This window comes from Leisingera sp. CC-HEC093 (assembly GCF_059429195.1).
Window position 1 is genome coordinate 3232132 of sequence record NZ_JCAIJR010000001.1, and the last position, 14862, is coordinate 3246993.

The 14862-nt window shown below is 64.1% G+C and carries 14 protein-coding genes; 5 read left to right on the plus strand and 9 right to left on the minus strand.

Annotated features, from left to right (window positions below; genetic code table 11):
* Positions 1–40 precede the first annotated feature (40 nt).
* The 5 genes from AC5STB_RS15840 to AC5STB_RS15860 all read left to right on the plus strand — a co-directional run bounded on the left by AC5STB_RS15840 (position 41) and on the right by AC5STB_RS15860 (position 5058).
* Positions 41–880: an ABC transporter ATP-binding protein gene (locus AC5STB_RS15840; protein WP_495443760.1), complete on the plus strand. Its 840-nt coding sequence runs from the start codon at positions 41–43 to the stop codon at positions 878–880.
* Between the two features lie 99 nt (positions 881–979).
* Positions 980–1897: an ABC transporter permease gene (locus tag AC5STB_RS15845; protein WP_495443761.1), complete on the plus strand. Its 918-nt coding sequence runs from the start codon at positions 980–982 to the stop codon at positions 1895–1897.
* Positions 1894–2739: an ABC transporter permease gene (locus tag AC5STB_RS15850; protein WP_495443762.1), complete on the plus strand. Its 846-nt coding sequence runs from the start codon at positions 1894–1896 to the stop codon at positions 2737–2739. The genes AC5STB_RS15845 and AC5STB_RS15850 overlap by 4 nt, the downstream gene beginning before the upstream one ends.
* Positions 2740–2884: 145 nt before the next feature.
* Positions 2885–3871 carry an ABC transporter substrate-binding protein gene (locus AC5STB_RS15855; protein WP_495443763.1) on the plus strand — a complete coding sequence of 329 codons (987 nt, stop codon included), beginning with the start codon at positions 2885–2887 and terminating at the stop codon, positions 3869–3871.
* Positions 3872–4029: 158 nt separating this feature from the next.
* Positions 4030–5058 (plus strand): ATP-binding protein, encoded by a 1029-nt coding sequence (locus tag AC5STB_RS15860; protein WP_495443764.1) that lies wholly within the window; start codon positions 4030–4032, stop codon positions 5056–5058.
* On the opposite strand, the gene AC5STB_RS15865 is transcribed toward AC5STB_RS15860, so the two are convergent.
* From AC5STB_RS15865 to AC5STB_RS15905, 9 genes are all read right to left on the minus strand, one after another.
* On the minus strand, positions 5018–5518 hold the full coding sequence (locus tag AC5STB_RS15865; RefSeq protein WP_495443765.1) for a flavin reductase family protein: 501 nt from the start codon (positions 5516–5518) through the stop codon (positions 5018–5020). The two genes, AC5STB_RS15860 and AC5STB_RS15865, sit on opposite strands and share 41 nt — an antisense overlap.
* Before the next feature lie 56 nt (positions 5519–5574).
* Entirely contained in the window at positions 5575–7002 is a 1428-nt protein-coding gene (locus tag AC5STB_RS15870; RefSeq protein WP_495443766.1) for a 3'-5' exonuclease, read from the minus strand.
* 2 nt (positions 7003–7004) lie between these two features.
* Positions 7005–7523, minus strand: a complete 519-nt coding sequence (locus tag AC5STB_RS15875) for a hypothetical protein (protein WP_495443767.1) — start codon at positions 7521–7523, stop codon at positions 7005–7007.
* 86 nt (positions 7524–7609) lie between these two features.
* Positions 7610–9433, minus strand: coding sequence for a DUF294 nucleotidyltransferase-like domain-containing protein (locus tag AC5STB_RS15880; protein ID WP_495443768.1), 1824 nt, complete (start codon positions 9431–9433; stop codon positions 7610–7612).
* Between the two features lie 151 nt (positions 9434–9584).
* The gene (locus AC5STB_RS15885) at positions 9585–11369 is read right to left on the minus strand and encodes a sodium:solute symporter family protein (protein WP_495443769.1); all 1785 of its coding nucleotides are present in this window, start codon (positions 11367–11369) and stop codon (positions 9585–9587) included.
* A gap of 1 nt (position 11370) precedes the next feature.
* Complete coding sequence (locus AC5STB_RS15890) at positions 11371–11655, minus strand: DUF4212 domain-containing protein (RefSeq protein WP_495443770.1); 285 nt, start codon at positions 11653–11655, stop codon at positions 11371–11373.
* A gap of 187 nt (positions 11656–11842) precedes the next feature.
* Positions 11843–12526, minus strand: coding sequence for an adenylate kinase (locus AC5STB_RS15895; protein WP_495443771.1), 684 nt, complete (start codon positions 12524–12526; stop codon positions 11843–11845).
* Between the two features lie 7 nt (positions 12527–12533).
* Positions 12534–14495, minus strand: a complete 1962-nt coding sequence (gene acs / locus AC5STB_RS15900; protein ID WP_495443772.1) for an acetate--CoA ligase — start codon at positions 14493–14495, stop codon at positions 12534–12536.
* Between the two features lie 57 nt (positions 14496–14552).
* Complete coding sequence (locus tag AC5STB_RS15905; RefSeq protein ID WP_495443773.1) at positions 14553–14825, minus strand: hypothetical protein; 273 nt, start codon at positions 14823–14825, stop codon at positions 14553–14555.
* Positions 14826–14862 lie beyond the last annotated feature (37 nt).

A 14862-nucleotide genomic window follows, 5' to 3' on the forward strand; every position in this document is an offset into this window, starting at 1 on the left:
ATCGGCGGCCCGTTTTCCTGTGTGAAATCAAGGCGAAGATATGAATATGGAACCGACCACCCAGGCAATCCATCCCAAGGCCGCCGCTTCCGCTTCCGCTCCCTCCGAGCCCGTGATCGAGGCCCGGAACCTGGATCTGACATTCCAGACAAATGACGGACCGGTGCAGGCGCTGAAAGATGTGAGCCTGGAGATTAGCAAGGGCGACTTTGTCTCCTTCATCGGCCCGTCGGGCTGCGGCAAGACCACCTTTCTGCGCTGTGTCGCGGCGCTGGAAACACCCACCGGCGGCAGCCTGTCTGTCAATGGCATGACCCCGGATGAGGCACGTCGCAACCGCGCCTATGGCTATGTGTTCCAGGCAGCGGGGCTGTACCCGTGGCGCACCATTGCAAAGAACATCAAACTGCCGCTGGAGATCATGGGGTACTCCAGGGCGGAGCAGGAGAAACGCGTTAATCAAGTCCTGGAACTTGTTGAATTATCAGGGTTTGGCGGCAAGTTTCCCTGGCAGCTTTCGGGCGGCATGCAGCAGCGGGCCAGCATCGCGCGGGCGCTGGCGTTCGATGCTGACATCCTGTTGATGGACGAACCCTTCGGGGCGCTGGATGAGATCGTGCGCGACCATCTGAATGAACAGCTTCTGAAGCTGTGGGCGCGGACAAACAAGACCATCGGCTTTGTCACCCACTCGATCCCCGAGGCGGTGTATCTCTCCACCAAGATCGTGGTGATGTCGCCGCGGCCCGGCCGCATCCACGACGTGATCGACAGCACCTTGCCCAAGGAACGGCCGCTGGATATCCGCGACAGCCCGGAGTTTATCGAGATCGCCCACCGGGTGCGTGAGGGCCTGCGGGCGGGGCATGGCGATGACTGATTTTGCCAGCCGGACCCGCCGGAACAAGAGGGTGCCATGCGTGCACCCCCTGTACACCCCCTGTGCACCGGGCGGCTGCCGGTCAGGGAGGGTGCGGGTATGAAAAGCCTCGTTGCCGTCCTCACTGTGCTCGCCGCCATCATCGCGCTTTGGTACGCGGCCTGCGTGCCGATGAACATCAAGGGGGTTCTGGATCAGGCAGAGCGGGCAGGGGCCGAAGTCACCCCCGCCACCGCCAAGGAACGCCGGGACAGGGGTGAGATCGGGCTGGTGGTGAACAACACATTTGCCATTGGCGACACCTGGGTGCAGGAGCGCCCGCGGCTGCCCGCGCCGCATCAGGTGGCGGTGGAGCTGTGGGAGACCACGGTGGAAAAGAAGATCACCTCCAAACGCAGCCTGATCTATCACGCGCAGGTAACGCTGAGCGCCACTTTGCTGGGCTTTGCCATCGGCACCGGCCTTGGTATCCTGCTGGCGGTCGGGATCGTGCATTCCCGGGTGATGGATATGTCGGTGATGCCCTGGGCGATTGTCAGCCAGACTATTCCGATCATCGCGCTGGCGCCGATGATCATCGTGGTGCTGTATTCCATCGGGGTGCAGGGGATCATCCCGAAGGCGGTGATCTCGGCATATCTCAGCTTTTTCCCGGTGGTTGTCGGAATGGTGAAGGGGCTGCGCGCGCCGGATGCGATGCAATTGGATTTGCTGAAAACCTACAATGCCAATACCGCCCAGGGGTTTTGGAAGCTGCGGCTGCCGTCTTCGATGCCCTATCTGTTTGCATCGCTGAAGATCGGTATTGCCGCGTCGCTGGTCGGCGCCATCGTGGGTGAGCTGCCGACCGGCGCGGTTGCGGGCCTTGGCGCGCGGCTCTTGGCGGGCAGCTATTATGGGCAAACCGTGCAGATCTGGTCGGCGCTGTTTGCCGCTGCGATCCTGGCGGCGGCGCTGGTGGCGCTGTTGGGGCTGATCGAAAAGCTGGTTCTGAACCGGATGGGGGTGCGGGCATGATACTGGTAATCCTTGCAATCCTTGTTTGGTGCGGCGGCTGGTGGCTGAACAGCCGGCTGGCAAACAGCCCGGCCTCAGGGACCCGCGCGGTGCAGCTTTTGGTGCCCGCCATTTTCGGCATCACCGTGCTGGTGGTCTGGGAACTGCTGGTGCGCGGGCTGGAGGTTTCGCTGGTGATCCTGCCGGCGCCCACGGTGATCGCGGCGCGGTTTGCGTCCAGCCTGCCGGTTCTGTGGGAGGATTTTGCCCAAACCATCCTGAAAGGCGCGCTTGGCGGCTACGTGATCGGCTGCGGCGCGGCCTTTCTGACTGCGATCCTGGTCGACCGCAGCGATTTCCTGCGCCGCGGTCTTTTGCCGGTCGGGAACTTTGTCGCAGCGTTGCCGATTGTCGGGACTGCGCCGATCCTGGTGATGTGGTTCGGCTTTGACTGGCAGTCCAAGGCTGCGGTTGTTGTTGTCATGGTGTTCTTTCCGATGCTGGTGAATACGGTGGCGGGCCTGCGCGAGACCTCTGCCATGCAGCGCGATCTGATGCAGACCTATGCGGCGACCTACTGGCAGGCGTTTTTCAAACTGAGGCTGCCGGCGGCGCTGCCGTTTGTGTTCAACGGCCTTAAGATCTCTACCACCCTGGCGCTTATTGGTGCGATTGTCGCGGAGTTTTTCGGCTCGCCCACCGTCGGCATGGGGTTCCGCATTTCCACCAGCGTCGGCCAGCTGGCGCTGGACATGGTCTGGGCGGAGATCGTGGTGGCGGCGCTGGCCGGGTCGGCCTTTTACGGGCTGGTGGCGCTCATCGAGAAAAGCTTCACCTTCTGGCACCCGTCGCAGCGGGGCTGAGGTCTGTGCCGTCCCGCCAGGCGGGGCGGTTTTGCGGAAATCTTGCGCGGGGTGCTGTCAAAGGCAGGCCTCATAAAGAAAAAACTTTGAACGAATGGTCAAAGCCGGGCAAGCTTCACATCATAATCAACAGGGAGAATGAGACATGAAACATCTGATGACGGCGGCAGCGCTGGCGCTGGGGGCCGCAGGGGCGGCGCAGGCGGCGGATGACGTGACGCTGCAGCTGAAGTGGGTGACCCAGGCGCAGTTCGCCGGATATTATGTGGCGCTGGACAAGGGGTTTTATGAGGAAGAGGACCTGAATGTAACCATCCTGCCGGGCGGTCCCGACATTGCGCCGACCCAGGTGATTGCGGGCGGCGGCGCAGATGTGACGGTGGAATGGATGCCTGCGGCGCTGGCGGCACGGGAAAAGGGTCTGCCGCTGGTCAATATCGCCCAGCCGTTCAAATCCTCCGGCATGATGCTGACCTGCTGGAAGGATGCCGGCATCGAAAGCCCGGAGGACCTGAAGAACCGCACCTTGGGGGTCTGGTTCTTCGGCAATGAATTCCCCTTTATGAGCTGGATGAGCCAGCTGGGCATCGATACCGGCGGCAAGAGTGAGAACGGCGTCGAAGTGCTGAAGCAGGGGTTCAACGTCGATCCGCTGCTGCAGCGCCAGGCGGATTGCATCTCGACCATGACCTACAACGAATACTGGCAGGTCATCGACGCCGGCGTCAGCCCGGATGAGCTGGTCACCTTCAAGTATGAGGACCAAGGCGTCGCGACGCTGGAGGACGGCCTGTACGTTCTGGAGGAGAATCTGGGCGACGAGGCTTTTGCGGACAAGATGCAGCGCTTCGTGCGCGCCTCGATGAAGGGCTGGAAATACGCGGAGGAAAATCCGGATGAGGCCGCGGAGATCGTGCTGGACAACGATGCCTCCGGTGCCCAGACCGAAGAGCACCAGAAGCGGATGATGGGCGAGATTGCCAAGCTGACCGCGGGCAGCAACGGCGCGCTGGATCCGGCGGATTACCAGCGCACGGTGTCGACCCTGATGGGCGGCGGCTCTGATCCGGTGATCACCAAGGAGCCGGAAGGCGCTTGGACCCATGCCATTACGGATGCTGCGCTGAACTAAAACGCCCCATTGTAAGTGAGGCGGCCCTGAGAGCCCGCCGGGAAGTGCCCCGGCGGGCTTTTGCGTGGGGAAGGAGTGGTTTGGTTAAAATTGCAACAAAAGGGCAGGTTTCGGCAAATACCCGCTTGAGTTGTTTAAAATTGTGTTAACCTTCCCTTATGGGCGAGGCATGCGGACATTTCCTCAAACGGCAACAGCGGGCAGCCAGCCAGCCGCAGCACCTGTGCCTGTGTCCCCAGCAGGAAGCAGAGGAGTGCCGGTCGCGCTACGCGGTCAAGGGCCGGCATGCCTTGCTGGATGTGGCCAGCAGAAGCCGGGCGCTGCCGCTGATGGCCCTGTGCCAGGCCGCCCATGAGCGCAAGCTTGAAACCGGACGGGCGCAAATCCTGGCGCTGTTCGAGGTTGAGCCTGCCGGGCTGGCCGGGACGCCGCCCCCGCCGAGCGATGTTGTCCCGGTTTCGGTCTGCTGCCTGGAGAGGATCACCCATGCGGACCTGCTGCATGCGCTGGCCTGCGGTTTCGATATCATCTACCTGCAGGCCTGTTCCCGGCACCAGGCACGCGATCAGCAGCGTCTGGAGGCGGGGCTGGTACGCGCCCTGGGCGGGCTGGGCCGGGTCCTGCTGTTCGACGGTGCGGCGGGTCTCGGCCGGCGGCTGGCTGCTCGGCTGCTGCCGTTTCCCTCGGTGGCGCCGGAGGTGCTGGCGATGGACAGCCGCAGGGAGACAGCACGGGCAAGCGCCGCAGCGCTGCTGCCGTCCGCCACCGGCCAGGTGCCGCTGCCGGAACAGGCGCCGTATGGCACTGTCAGCCTGGACGAAAGCCGGTGCAACAGCTGCAGCAGCTGTGTCTGGATCTGCCCGTCGGATGCGCTGAGCCTAACCGAGAATGGCGGTGCGCTCAGCTTTGTGGAATCCTTGTGTTTTCAGTGCGGCCTGTGCGTTTCAATTTGCCCGCAGCGGGCGCTCAGCATGACGCCGGGAATGGATCTGACCGCCTATGCAGTGCTGCCGCATCTGCTGTCAGGCCAGGACGGGCAGGCCGCAGGCGGGCCTGAACCGGCGGCGGGCGGGAGTTCCAAGGGCAGCCTGCCAGCTGACCCGTTTCACAGCGCAGAGGCGGGCCTGCCCTTTGCGGAGACAGTGGTCAGCCCTGTTCCAGAAACCCGCCATACTGGCCGCGCTTGAAGATCAGCCCCTTGCCCGGACGGGTGGTCACGCGGGCCACTTCGCCGATGACAATGGTGTGGTCGCCGGCCGGATGGGCAGCATAGCGGCGGCAGTCAAAACGGGCAATCACCCCTTCCAGCGCCGGTGCGCCCAGCGCATTGGGCTGCCAGGCCGCAGCGCTGAAATCCTCCCCGAAGGCGGCGAAATGCTTGGCCAGGGCCAGCTGGTCCTCTGCCATCACATGAATCGCAAAGTTGTCCGCGGCAACAAAGGCATCATGGCGCAGCGAGCCCTTGGCCGGGCACCACAGCATCAAGGGCGGCTCCAGCGACACCGAGGTAAAGCTGTTGACGGTGATGGCCAGCGGCCCGCGGGGGGCCTGCATGGTGACAACCGTCACCCCGGTGCCAAAGCAGCCGAGCGCATCGCGGTAGGCCCGGGCGGTGTCCGGCCCGGGAACAAAGCTGGTGTCGGCCATTTCGCGCGCCTTTTGTTCGTTTCGGGCAGTGACCTGCCACGCGTGGCCGCGATTGTCTAGCCTCGGTTCTGATCCTGGTTCATGTCCGCAATGAGGCGGCTGTGTTTGCGGGTCTCCTGCAGCACTGCGCCAAAGTTGGTGATCCCGCGCGCCTCTAGCACCGGCAGCATCTTGCAGAACACCTCGGCGGTGGCGCGGGCGTCGCCCATGGCGGTATGGCGCAGCGCGGGCGGGATGGTGACGTCCAGCCGTTCGCATAACGCGTCCAGCGTGTGGTTCTGCGAGGCGCCGAACAGCACCGCGCTCAGCAGCACGGTGTCCAGCACCGGCTGGTCCCAGGTGATGCCGGTGCGCTTGGCGTGGCGGTGCAGAAAGGCCATGTCGAAAGGCGCGTTATGGGCCACGATCACCGCATCAGAGGCAAAGCGGTGAAAACTGCGCGCTGCCTCTGCAATCTGCGGCGCACCCTGCACCATGGCATCATTGACCCCATGCACCCTGGTTGAGGCTGCGGGGATGGGGCATCCCGGGTCGACCAGGGTTTCGAAAGTCTCGCTTTCTATGATCCGGCCGCGCACCACCCGCAGGGCGCCGATCTGCACGATCTCGTCCTTGTGCGGCAAGAGGCCGGTGGTCTCGGTGTCGAACACCACATAGCTAAGAGCGCTGAGCCTGCGGCTCTCCTGTTCCGCCTGTTCGACGTCGAGCAACGCAAAGTCATAGACCAGCGGGCGGGGGTCTTCCGGCGCCAAGCCCGCGTGGCTGCCCTCGAACAGGATGATATAGCCGGGGGCGCCGCCCAGCGGTTTCAGCCGCAGGTCGAACACTCGGGCGCCGCTGGCGCTCTTGACTTCGGCCTGCACCTCCATCCCGGTGCGGATCAGGCGGCCATAGGCAGCCTCCAGCCCGGTCAGGTCCAGGTAGTCGGACAGCGGGGCGTTCAGGCGCGGCGGTGCCTCCTCGGCCAGCACGGCGGCGGCCTGGCCGTCATAGAGCACGATCTGGTGGGCGGGGCTGGCCATGACGGTTGCAATGGGAATGTCGGTCAGCAGTGCCGCCAACCGCGTTTTCTCGGCCTCCAGATGCTCGGTTTCGCGGGCGATGGCCTCTGCCGCGGACAGCGCCGAGGCGCCCAGCTGCCCGGCCAGCCCCTGGGCTGCGGCGGCAAGATCGCCCAGGTAGCGGGCGCCGTGGGTGTCCAGCTCCTTGCTCACACCGGCGTGGGCGCGGGCGCGCATGCCCGCTGCCAGACGTTCGATCGGCTTGGCGACGTTTTCGTCAAACAGCAGCCAGACCCCGGCGCAGAGGCCGAGCAGGGCAAACCCGCTGAGCAGGCCGGAAAACAGGAAGGCATCCGTCAGCGCCGGCTGGCCTGCGCGGCTGTAGCCGAGCCAGAGCGCACCGGTGGTGACAGCTATGCCACCGAGCGCCAGCAGGCAGAAGAACAGAAAGATGCGGAGCCGCAGCGGCAAGCGTGTGTGCATGGCTACGCCTCGCAGGCGGTGGTCAGAAGCGCGTCGTCCGCCGCGCCGGCGACCCAGTCCAATCCCTGCGGCAGGCCGGTGCCGGAAAACGCAACTGTGCCGGCCGCCAGGGCCCGGCGCCATTTGCCGCAATCCAGCACCGCAGGCTGCTTGCTGACCGGCGCCCAGCGGCCAAAGAAGTAGACTTCGGCCAGATAAACCTGCGGATGCGCCGCGTGACTTTTCATCGTTGCGGTGTCGACCGCAGCAAAGCGGTCCACATAGGGAACAACCTGCGTCCAGGGACGGTAGAAGCTGCGGTTCCTGACGGTTTCAGCAACCACCAGCCCTTCGGGGAGGGCGGCCTTGGTGCGGCTGTACCAGCCGTACTCGGACGCGATGGTGACACCGATCATCGCCAGCCCGGCCGCCACCGGCGCGAACCAGCGCGGCAGCCGGCCCTTGAGCGTCCGGTTCAGCAGCATCACCACGCCGGCCGCGGCAATGCCTGCAAAAATCACTGCAATCAGTTCCAGAAACATACGCTCTCCCCGCAGGCCTTCGGCCCTCTCATCTTTCTCAAAAATACTCCCGCCGGAGGCTCCCGCGCTCTCCGCAGGCGCAAACGTCAGCTTAGCATGGCTTTGCCGTGGCCTGCCGCCGATTGCATGGTCTTTACCACAACAAAGGCGTCACGCAGATGACTTCGCTCAAAATCCGACAGGTCCGAAGGCGCCAGGTAATTGTCCGGCGCCTGGGCACTGCGGATCTGCGCCGCCTGATGGTCCAGCCTCGTCTGGGCAATCAGGTCGTAGGCGTCCAGCAGGTCGCTTGCACCGGTGCGGCTCAGCACGCCCGCGGCCTCTGCCGCTTCCAGGCGGGCGCGGGTGTTCACCTCCGCTAGTTCCCCCTGCAGCGCATATATCCGGCCCAGGTCGACCACCGGCACCACGCCGTTGTGTTTCATGTCCAGCGTGTTGCGGTGCTCGCCCGAGCGGATGGTGGCCAGCCCGCGCAACAGGCCCAAAGGCGGCGTGTGCTTGAGCGAATTGGCAATCATATGCGCGGTGAAGATCGAATTGGCGCTGGCGGCCTTCAGGGTTTCCGGCTGCAGGTCCGCAAACAGCGCCGTATCGCCGCCGATGGGGCGCAGGTCGAACATCACCGAGGCCAGCATCTGCGCCTCCGGGTTCGGCTTGGCAATCCAGCCGCGGAAATAGTCGCGCCAGACGCGCAGCGGCTGCCGCCAGCGCGGGTTGGAGGCCATCATGTCGCCGGGGCAATAGACATAGCCGCAGGTGTTGAGCCCGTCACAGACAATCCGGGCGAGCTGTTCGAAATAGGTTTCATCACCGGGCGCCAGATCGTCGGACAGGATCAGGCAGTTGTCCTGATCGGACACGCCGGTCTGCTCGCGCCGCCCTTGTGAGCCGCAGGCCAGCCACAGGTACGGGACAGGGGGCGGCCCCAGTGTTTCCTCTGCCAGTGCCAGCAGGCGGCGGGTGGCGGTGTCGGCGATGTCGGTGATCAGCCGCGTGACCACCTCGTGGCGGTTGCCGGCCGCCACCAGCTGCACCAGCAGGCGGGGGATTCCGGCAGCGGCCTTGGCCATTTCTTCAGCGGACCCGGCGCGGGCGATGCCCGATACCATTTCGCCTGAGCTGACAGCCTGAAAGCGGGTGAGGTCGGTTTGGGTGACGATGCCCGCCAGCTTCCCGGCCTCAACAACCGGGATGTGGCCGATGCCGTGCTCCATCATCATATGCAGCACGTCGGAGCCGATGGCGGATGGGGCGAGCGTCAGCGGGTCCGGGGTCATCACCGTGCTGACCGGGGTGGAGACGGGTTTGCCGGCGGCGAGGATTTTTCCGGTCAGGTCGCGGGTGGTGAGAATGCCCTGCAGCGTCTCCCCGTCTGTGACGCAGATAGAGGAAATGCGGCGGTCCCGCATCAGCTGCGCCGCGCCTTGGCAGGTGAGGCCGCTTGAGCATGTGACGGGATCACGTGCCATGATGGTCTCTACCCGGGTGGTGGCGAGGCTGCTGCTGTCCCGGCTGCCGGGGCGGCGGCGGTCGAAGAATTTGACCACCTGCGGCTGGCTGGCCATCAGGGCATAGAACTCTGCCTTGGGCAGCAGCAGCAGGATTGTGTCCTTGGTGGTCCGGGCCGATGTGACTGCGCGGCCGCCGCGGGTCAGGCCGCGCTCGCCAAAGGAGTTGCGGGGGCCAAGGATGGAAACGGGTATGCCGTTTTCGTCTGTCACCTCCACCTCGCCGGTGTGGACCAGGTAAAGCCCCTGCAGTTCCTCGTTCAGGGCATAGACAGCATCGCCTGCGGCTGCGTCGATCTGGCGGAACCTGGGCGCGAGATCCTGCAGCACTGCGGGTTCCAGGCTGTCGTAGGGGTGCACCGAGGACAGGAAGCGGAGCAGGGCGGCGTCGGTAAGGGGCATTGCGGCCTCCTAAGCGGTGGAGATTGGTTCCCGGCGTGCGCAGCAGCCCGGATTGCCGGGCAGTCAGGAAAAAATGGCCCCGCCAGTGAAACACCAGACGGGACCATGAGGAAAGAGGCGGGCCGCCGGGTGGCAGCCCGCCCAGGGGAGGTTAGTGGTCCTGTGCGGCGCCGGCGCCGCGCGGGATGCGGACGCTTTCGACCAGCTCTTCGATCTCGGCGGGGATTGCCTCGGTCGATTTCGACACCAGGAAGGCCACCGCAAAGTTAACCATCGCACCAACCGCACCGAAGGAGGTGGATTTGATGGTGCCCAGAAGCGGGTCCGCATCGGTGAAGGAGTTGGTGTCAGGGATGAACAGCCAGCCCTTGTGCAGGAAGATGTAGACCAGGGTCACGATAAGACCTGCCAGCATGCCGGCCACGGCGCCCTTGTTGTTCACCTTGGTGAAGATGCCCATCATCAGCGCCGGGAAGATCGAGGCAGCGGCCAGGCCGAACGCCAGCGCCACGGTCTGCGCGGCAAAGCCCGGCGGGTTCAGACCCAGGTAGGTTGCCACCGCGATGGCCACGGCCATGGCGATACGGGCTGACAGCAGCTCGCCCTTTTCCGAGATGTTCGGATTGATCGAGCCCTTGATCAGGTCGTGGCTGACAGCCGAGGAGATCGCCAGCAACAGGCCCGCAGCGGTGGACAGCGCCGCCGCCAAACCGCCTGCGGCCACCAGGCCGATCACCCAGCTGGGCAGGTTGGCAATCTCAGGATTGGCCAGAACCAGGATGTCGCGGTTGAAGTTGGTCAGCTCATTGCCGGCCCAGCCGTTGGCTTCGGCGGTGGCCTGCAGATCGGCGTTCTGGTCGTTGTAGTACTGGATCGCACCGTCGCCGTTCTTGTCTTCCCAGCCCAGAAGGCCGGTCTGCTGCCAGGTCGCCATCCAGTCGTACTGCGGATCGTTCTCGATCTGCTGCACGGTCACGGCGCCGCCTTCAATGCCGCCATTGGGCCACATCATTTCGGTGATGTTGAGGCGGGCCATGGCGCCAACTGCCGGGGCGGTCAGGTACAGAAGCGCGATGAACACCAGCGCCCAGCCGGCCGACCAGCGGGCATCAGCCACGCGGGGCACGGTGAAGAAACGCATGATCACGTGGGGCAGGCCCGCGGTGCCGATCATCAGCGAGAGCGTAAACAGCACCATGTTGAAGGTGTCGGAGTGATGCGCAGTGTACTCGTTGAAGCCAAGCTCGGTCACGATGGCGTCCAGCTTGGTCAGCAGCGGCTCGCCGCTTGCAGCGTGGTCGCCGAACAGGCCCAGGGCCGGGACCGGGTTGCCGGTCAACTGCAGCGAGATGAAGATGGCCGGGATGGTGTAGGCCATGATCAGAACGCAGTACTGGGCCACCTGGGTATAGGTCACGCCCTTCATACCGCCGAACACGGCGTAGGCGAACACCACACAGGCGCCGATCAGCAAACCGGTGGTGTTGGAGACCTCCAGGAAGCGGCCAAAGGCCACGCCGACGCCGGTCATCTGGCCGATCACATAGGTGGTCGAGGCAACGATCAGGCAGATCACAGCCACCACGCGCGCGGTGGGCGAATAGAACCGGTCGCCGATGAATTCGGAGACGGTGAACTTGCCGAACTTGCGCAGGTAGGGCGCAAGCAGCAGCGCCAGCAGCACGTAGCCGCCGGTCCAGCCCATCAGGAAGGTGGAGTTGTCATAGCCGGTGAAGGCAATGAGGCCCGCCATCGAGATGAAAGACGCCGCCGACATCCAGTCGGCTGCGGTGGCCATGCCGTTGGTGACCGGGTGGACGCCCCGGCCGGCGGCATAGAATTCCGATGTGGAGCCCGCGCGGGCCCAGATCGCGATGCCGATGTAGAGCGCGAAAGATGCGCCCACAAACAGCAGGTTGATGGTAAACTGGTCCATCTTATTCTTCCTCCACGCCGTATTCGCGGTCCAGCTTGTTCATCCGGAACGCGTAGAAAAAGATCAGCCCCAGGAACACCAGGATTGAGCCTTGCTGGGCGAACCAGAAGCCCAGATCGCTGCCGCCGACCTTGATGCCCGCAAGCATCGGGCGCAGCAGGATGCCGAAGCCGAATGAAACAACAGCCCAGATTACCAGGCTCACGAGAATGATGCGCACATTGGCCGCCCAGTAGCCCTTATCGGCTTCTGCGGCCTTTGCGGCGTTTGTGGATTGGTCCGCCATCGCGGCTCCTCCTTTTTCCTCCATGTCTGCCTTGCGGGGTGCAGGGCAGACCTCCTCCGTTTGCCTGCTGCCGGGGTTAAGGGCGCGCAGGCATGACTCCTCCGGTCTGCCAAGGCAGGTCCGACGGGTATTCCAATGTCCGGGGACGGGGTCCTGCCGGGTCAGGGCAGGCCCCGTTTCTTGGTCGTTAGCTGGTGGCCCTTGTCACAATGGCCGCCATGTCCTGGGCGATGTCGTCGATACCGCCCATGGCATCTGTTGTTTGCAGCACGCCCTTGCCGCCGTAGTAGGCGATCAGCGGCGCGGTCTGCGCGTGATAGGCCTCCAGCCGGCTGGCAACGGTTTCTGCATTGTCATCGGCGCGGCGCTTCATTTCGGTGCCGCCGCATTTGTCGCATTTGCCGGCCTCCGCAGGCTGCTTGAAGCTGTCGTGATAGCCCTCGCCGCAGCCGCCGCAGGTGTAACGGCCGGAGATACGGTCGACCATCGCGGCGTCGTCCACCTCCAGGCTGATCGCGGCGTTGATCTTCTGGTTCGTTTCCGCCAGCAGGCCGTCCAGTGCCTTAGCCTGCACGGTGGTGCGGGGGAAGCCGTCGAGGATCACGCCCTTGGCGCAGTCCGGCTCTGCCAGACGGTCGCGCAGGATGTTGATCACGATTTCATCGCTGACCAGCTGGCCTGCTTCCATCACCGCTTTGGCGGCAAGGCCGGCCGGGGTGCCGGCGGCAACTGCCTCGCGCAGGAGGTCGCCGGTCGACAGCTGCACATAGCCGAATTTTTCCTCAAGCATCCGCGCCTGGGTGCCCTTGCCGGCGCCCGGAGGCCCCAGCAGGATCAGAACGGCGGGGCGGGTCATGACTGCCATATTCATGTGTCTATCACCCCTTGTTCGCGCGGTTTTCGATCAGATCTTCGACCACCGACGGATCGGCAAGGGTCGATGTGTCGCCAAGCGAGCCGAAATCGTTCTCGGCAATCTTGCGCAGGATGCGGCGCATGATCTTGCCGGAGCGGGTTTTCGGCAGGCCGGGTGCCCATTGAATGACGTCTGGCGAGGCAATCGGGCCGATTTCGGTGCGGACCCAGGCGCGCAGTTCCTTCAGCAGTTCATCAGACGGCTCGCGGTCGTTCATCAGGGTCACATAGCAGTAGATGCCCTGGCCCTTGATCTCATGCGGGTAGCCGACCACGGCGGCCTCGGCCACGGCGGCGTGGGCCACCAGTGCGCTTTCGACCTCAGCGGTGCCCATGCGGTGGCCGGAGACGTTGATCACGTCATCGACGCGGCCGGTGATCCAGTAATCGCCGTCCTCGTCGCGGCGGCAGCCGTCGCCGGTGAAGTAGTAGCCCTTGTAGTCGGAGAAATAAGTCTTCTCGAACCGCTCATGGTCGCCCCAGACGGTACGCATCTGGCCCGGCCAGCTGTCTTTGATGCACAGGACGCCCTCGACGCCGTTGCCGCTGATCTCGACACCCGACTGCGGGTCCAGAACCACCGGCTGGATGCCGAAGAAGGGTTTCATCGCAGCCCCCGGCTTCATCGCATGGGCGCCCGGCAGCGGGGTCATCAGGTGGCCGCCGGTTTCGGTCTGCCACCAGGTGTCGACGATCGGGCATTTGCCGCCGCCGACAACCTCGTTGTACCAGTTCCAGGCCTCCGGGTTGATCGGCTCGCCCACGGTGCCCAGGGTGCGCAGGGAGGACAGGTCGCATTTCTCGACCCATTCGTTGCCCTGGCCCATCAGTGCGCGCAGGGCGGTAGGGGCGGTGTAGAACTGGTTGACCTTGTGCTTTTCGCAGACTTGCCAGAAGCGGGAGGCATCGGGGTAGGTCGGCACGCCCTCAAACATTAGCGTGGTGGCGCCATTGGCCAGCGGGCCGTAGACGATATAGCTGTGGCCGGTGACCCAGCCCACGTCCGCGGTGCACCAGTAGATGTCGCCGTCGTGGTAATCAAAGGTGATCTCATGGGTCATCGCGGCATAGGTCAGGTAGCCGCCGGAGGTGTGCACAACGCCCTTGGGCTGGCCGGTGGAGCCGGAGGTGTAGAGGATGAACAGCGGATCCTCGGCGTTTATTTCGGCGGGTGCGCAATAATCATCCGCTTCCAGCGCCATCTCGTTGTAGTCGTAGTCGCGGCCGTCAACCCAAGTGGTCTGGCCGCCGGTGCGTTTGACCACCAGGCATTTCACGCTGTCCTTGGTGTGCAAGAGGGCTGCGTCTGCGTTCGACTTCAGCGGGGTCTTGCGGCCGCCGCGGGGGGCCTCATCCGCGGTGATGATCACCTTGGCGTCGCAGCCGTTGATGCGGGCCGCCAGCGCGTCGGGGGAGAAGCCGGCGAAGACAATCGAATGAATGGCGCCGATGCGGGCGCAGGCCAGCATGGCATAGGCCGCTTCGGGGATCATTGGCAGGTAGATCACCACCCGGTCGCCCTTGCGCACACCCATCGATTCCAGGATGTTGGCCATCCGGCAGGTGCGGCGGTGCAGCTCCTTGTAGGTGATGTGCTGCGCGTCTTCTTCCGGGCTGTCCGGTTCCCAGATGATCGCGGTCTGGTCGCCGCGGGTTTCCAGGTGGCGGTCGATGCAGTTGGCGCTGACGTTCAGGGTGCCGTCGGGATACCAGTTGATCGAGACATTGCCGAAGTTGTAGTTCACGTCCTTCACTTGGGTGAAGGGCTTGATCCAGTCGATGCGCTTGCCCTCTTCGCCCCAGAAGCCTTCGGGATCGGACAGCGAGGCCTCATACATCTCTTGGTATTTGGCGGCATTCACATGCGCGCGGGCAACGGTTTCGTCCGACGGCGGATAGACAGCGTCTGCGTGCAGCGCGTTCATTCAGTTTCCTCCCAGAAATTCATTGGCAAGACAAACGACAACGCTGTGCCGTGGCTGTCAAACCGTTTCCTCCTGAGCACTGATAATACTGCAGGCTGAAAATTTGTGAATAACTGACCGGTTTTTAAGCATTTGCTTGTGAACGAATTTCCGCAGACCTGTAAAAATTGTAAAGATCCTGGCGTGTCCAGTTTTCAGAATGCGCAAAAACAAGGACTTGCCTGTAAACGGTTTTGGGCGGATTTTGCGGCGGCTGTTCCTGTGGAAACGCGGTGCTGCGGCGCTGTTGGCGGAAACATGCTGCGGCAGTGCTGCGGCATATTGTGCCATCCCGGGCGCGGCGGCAGGATTCCATCCCCGGTTGCGC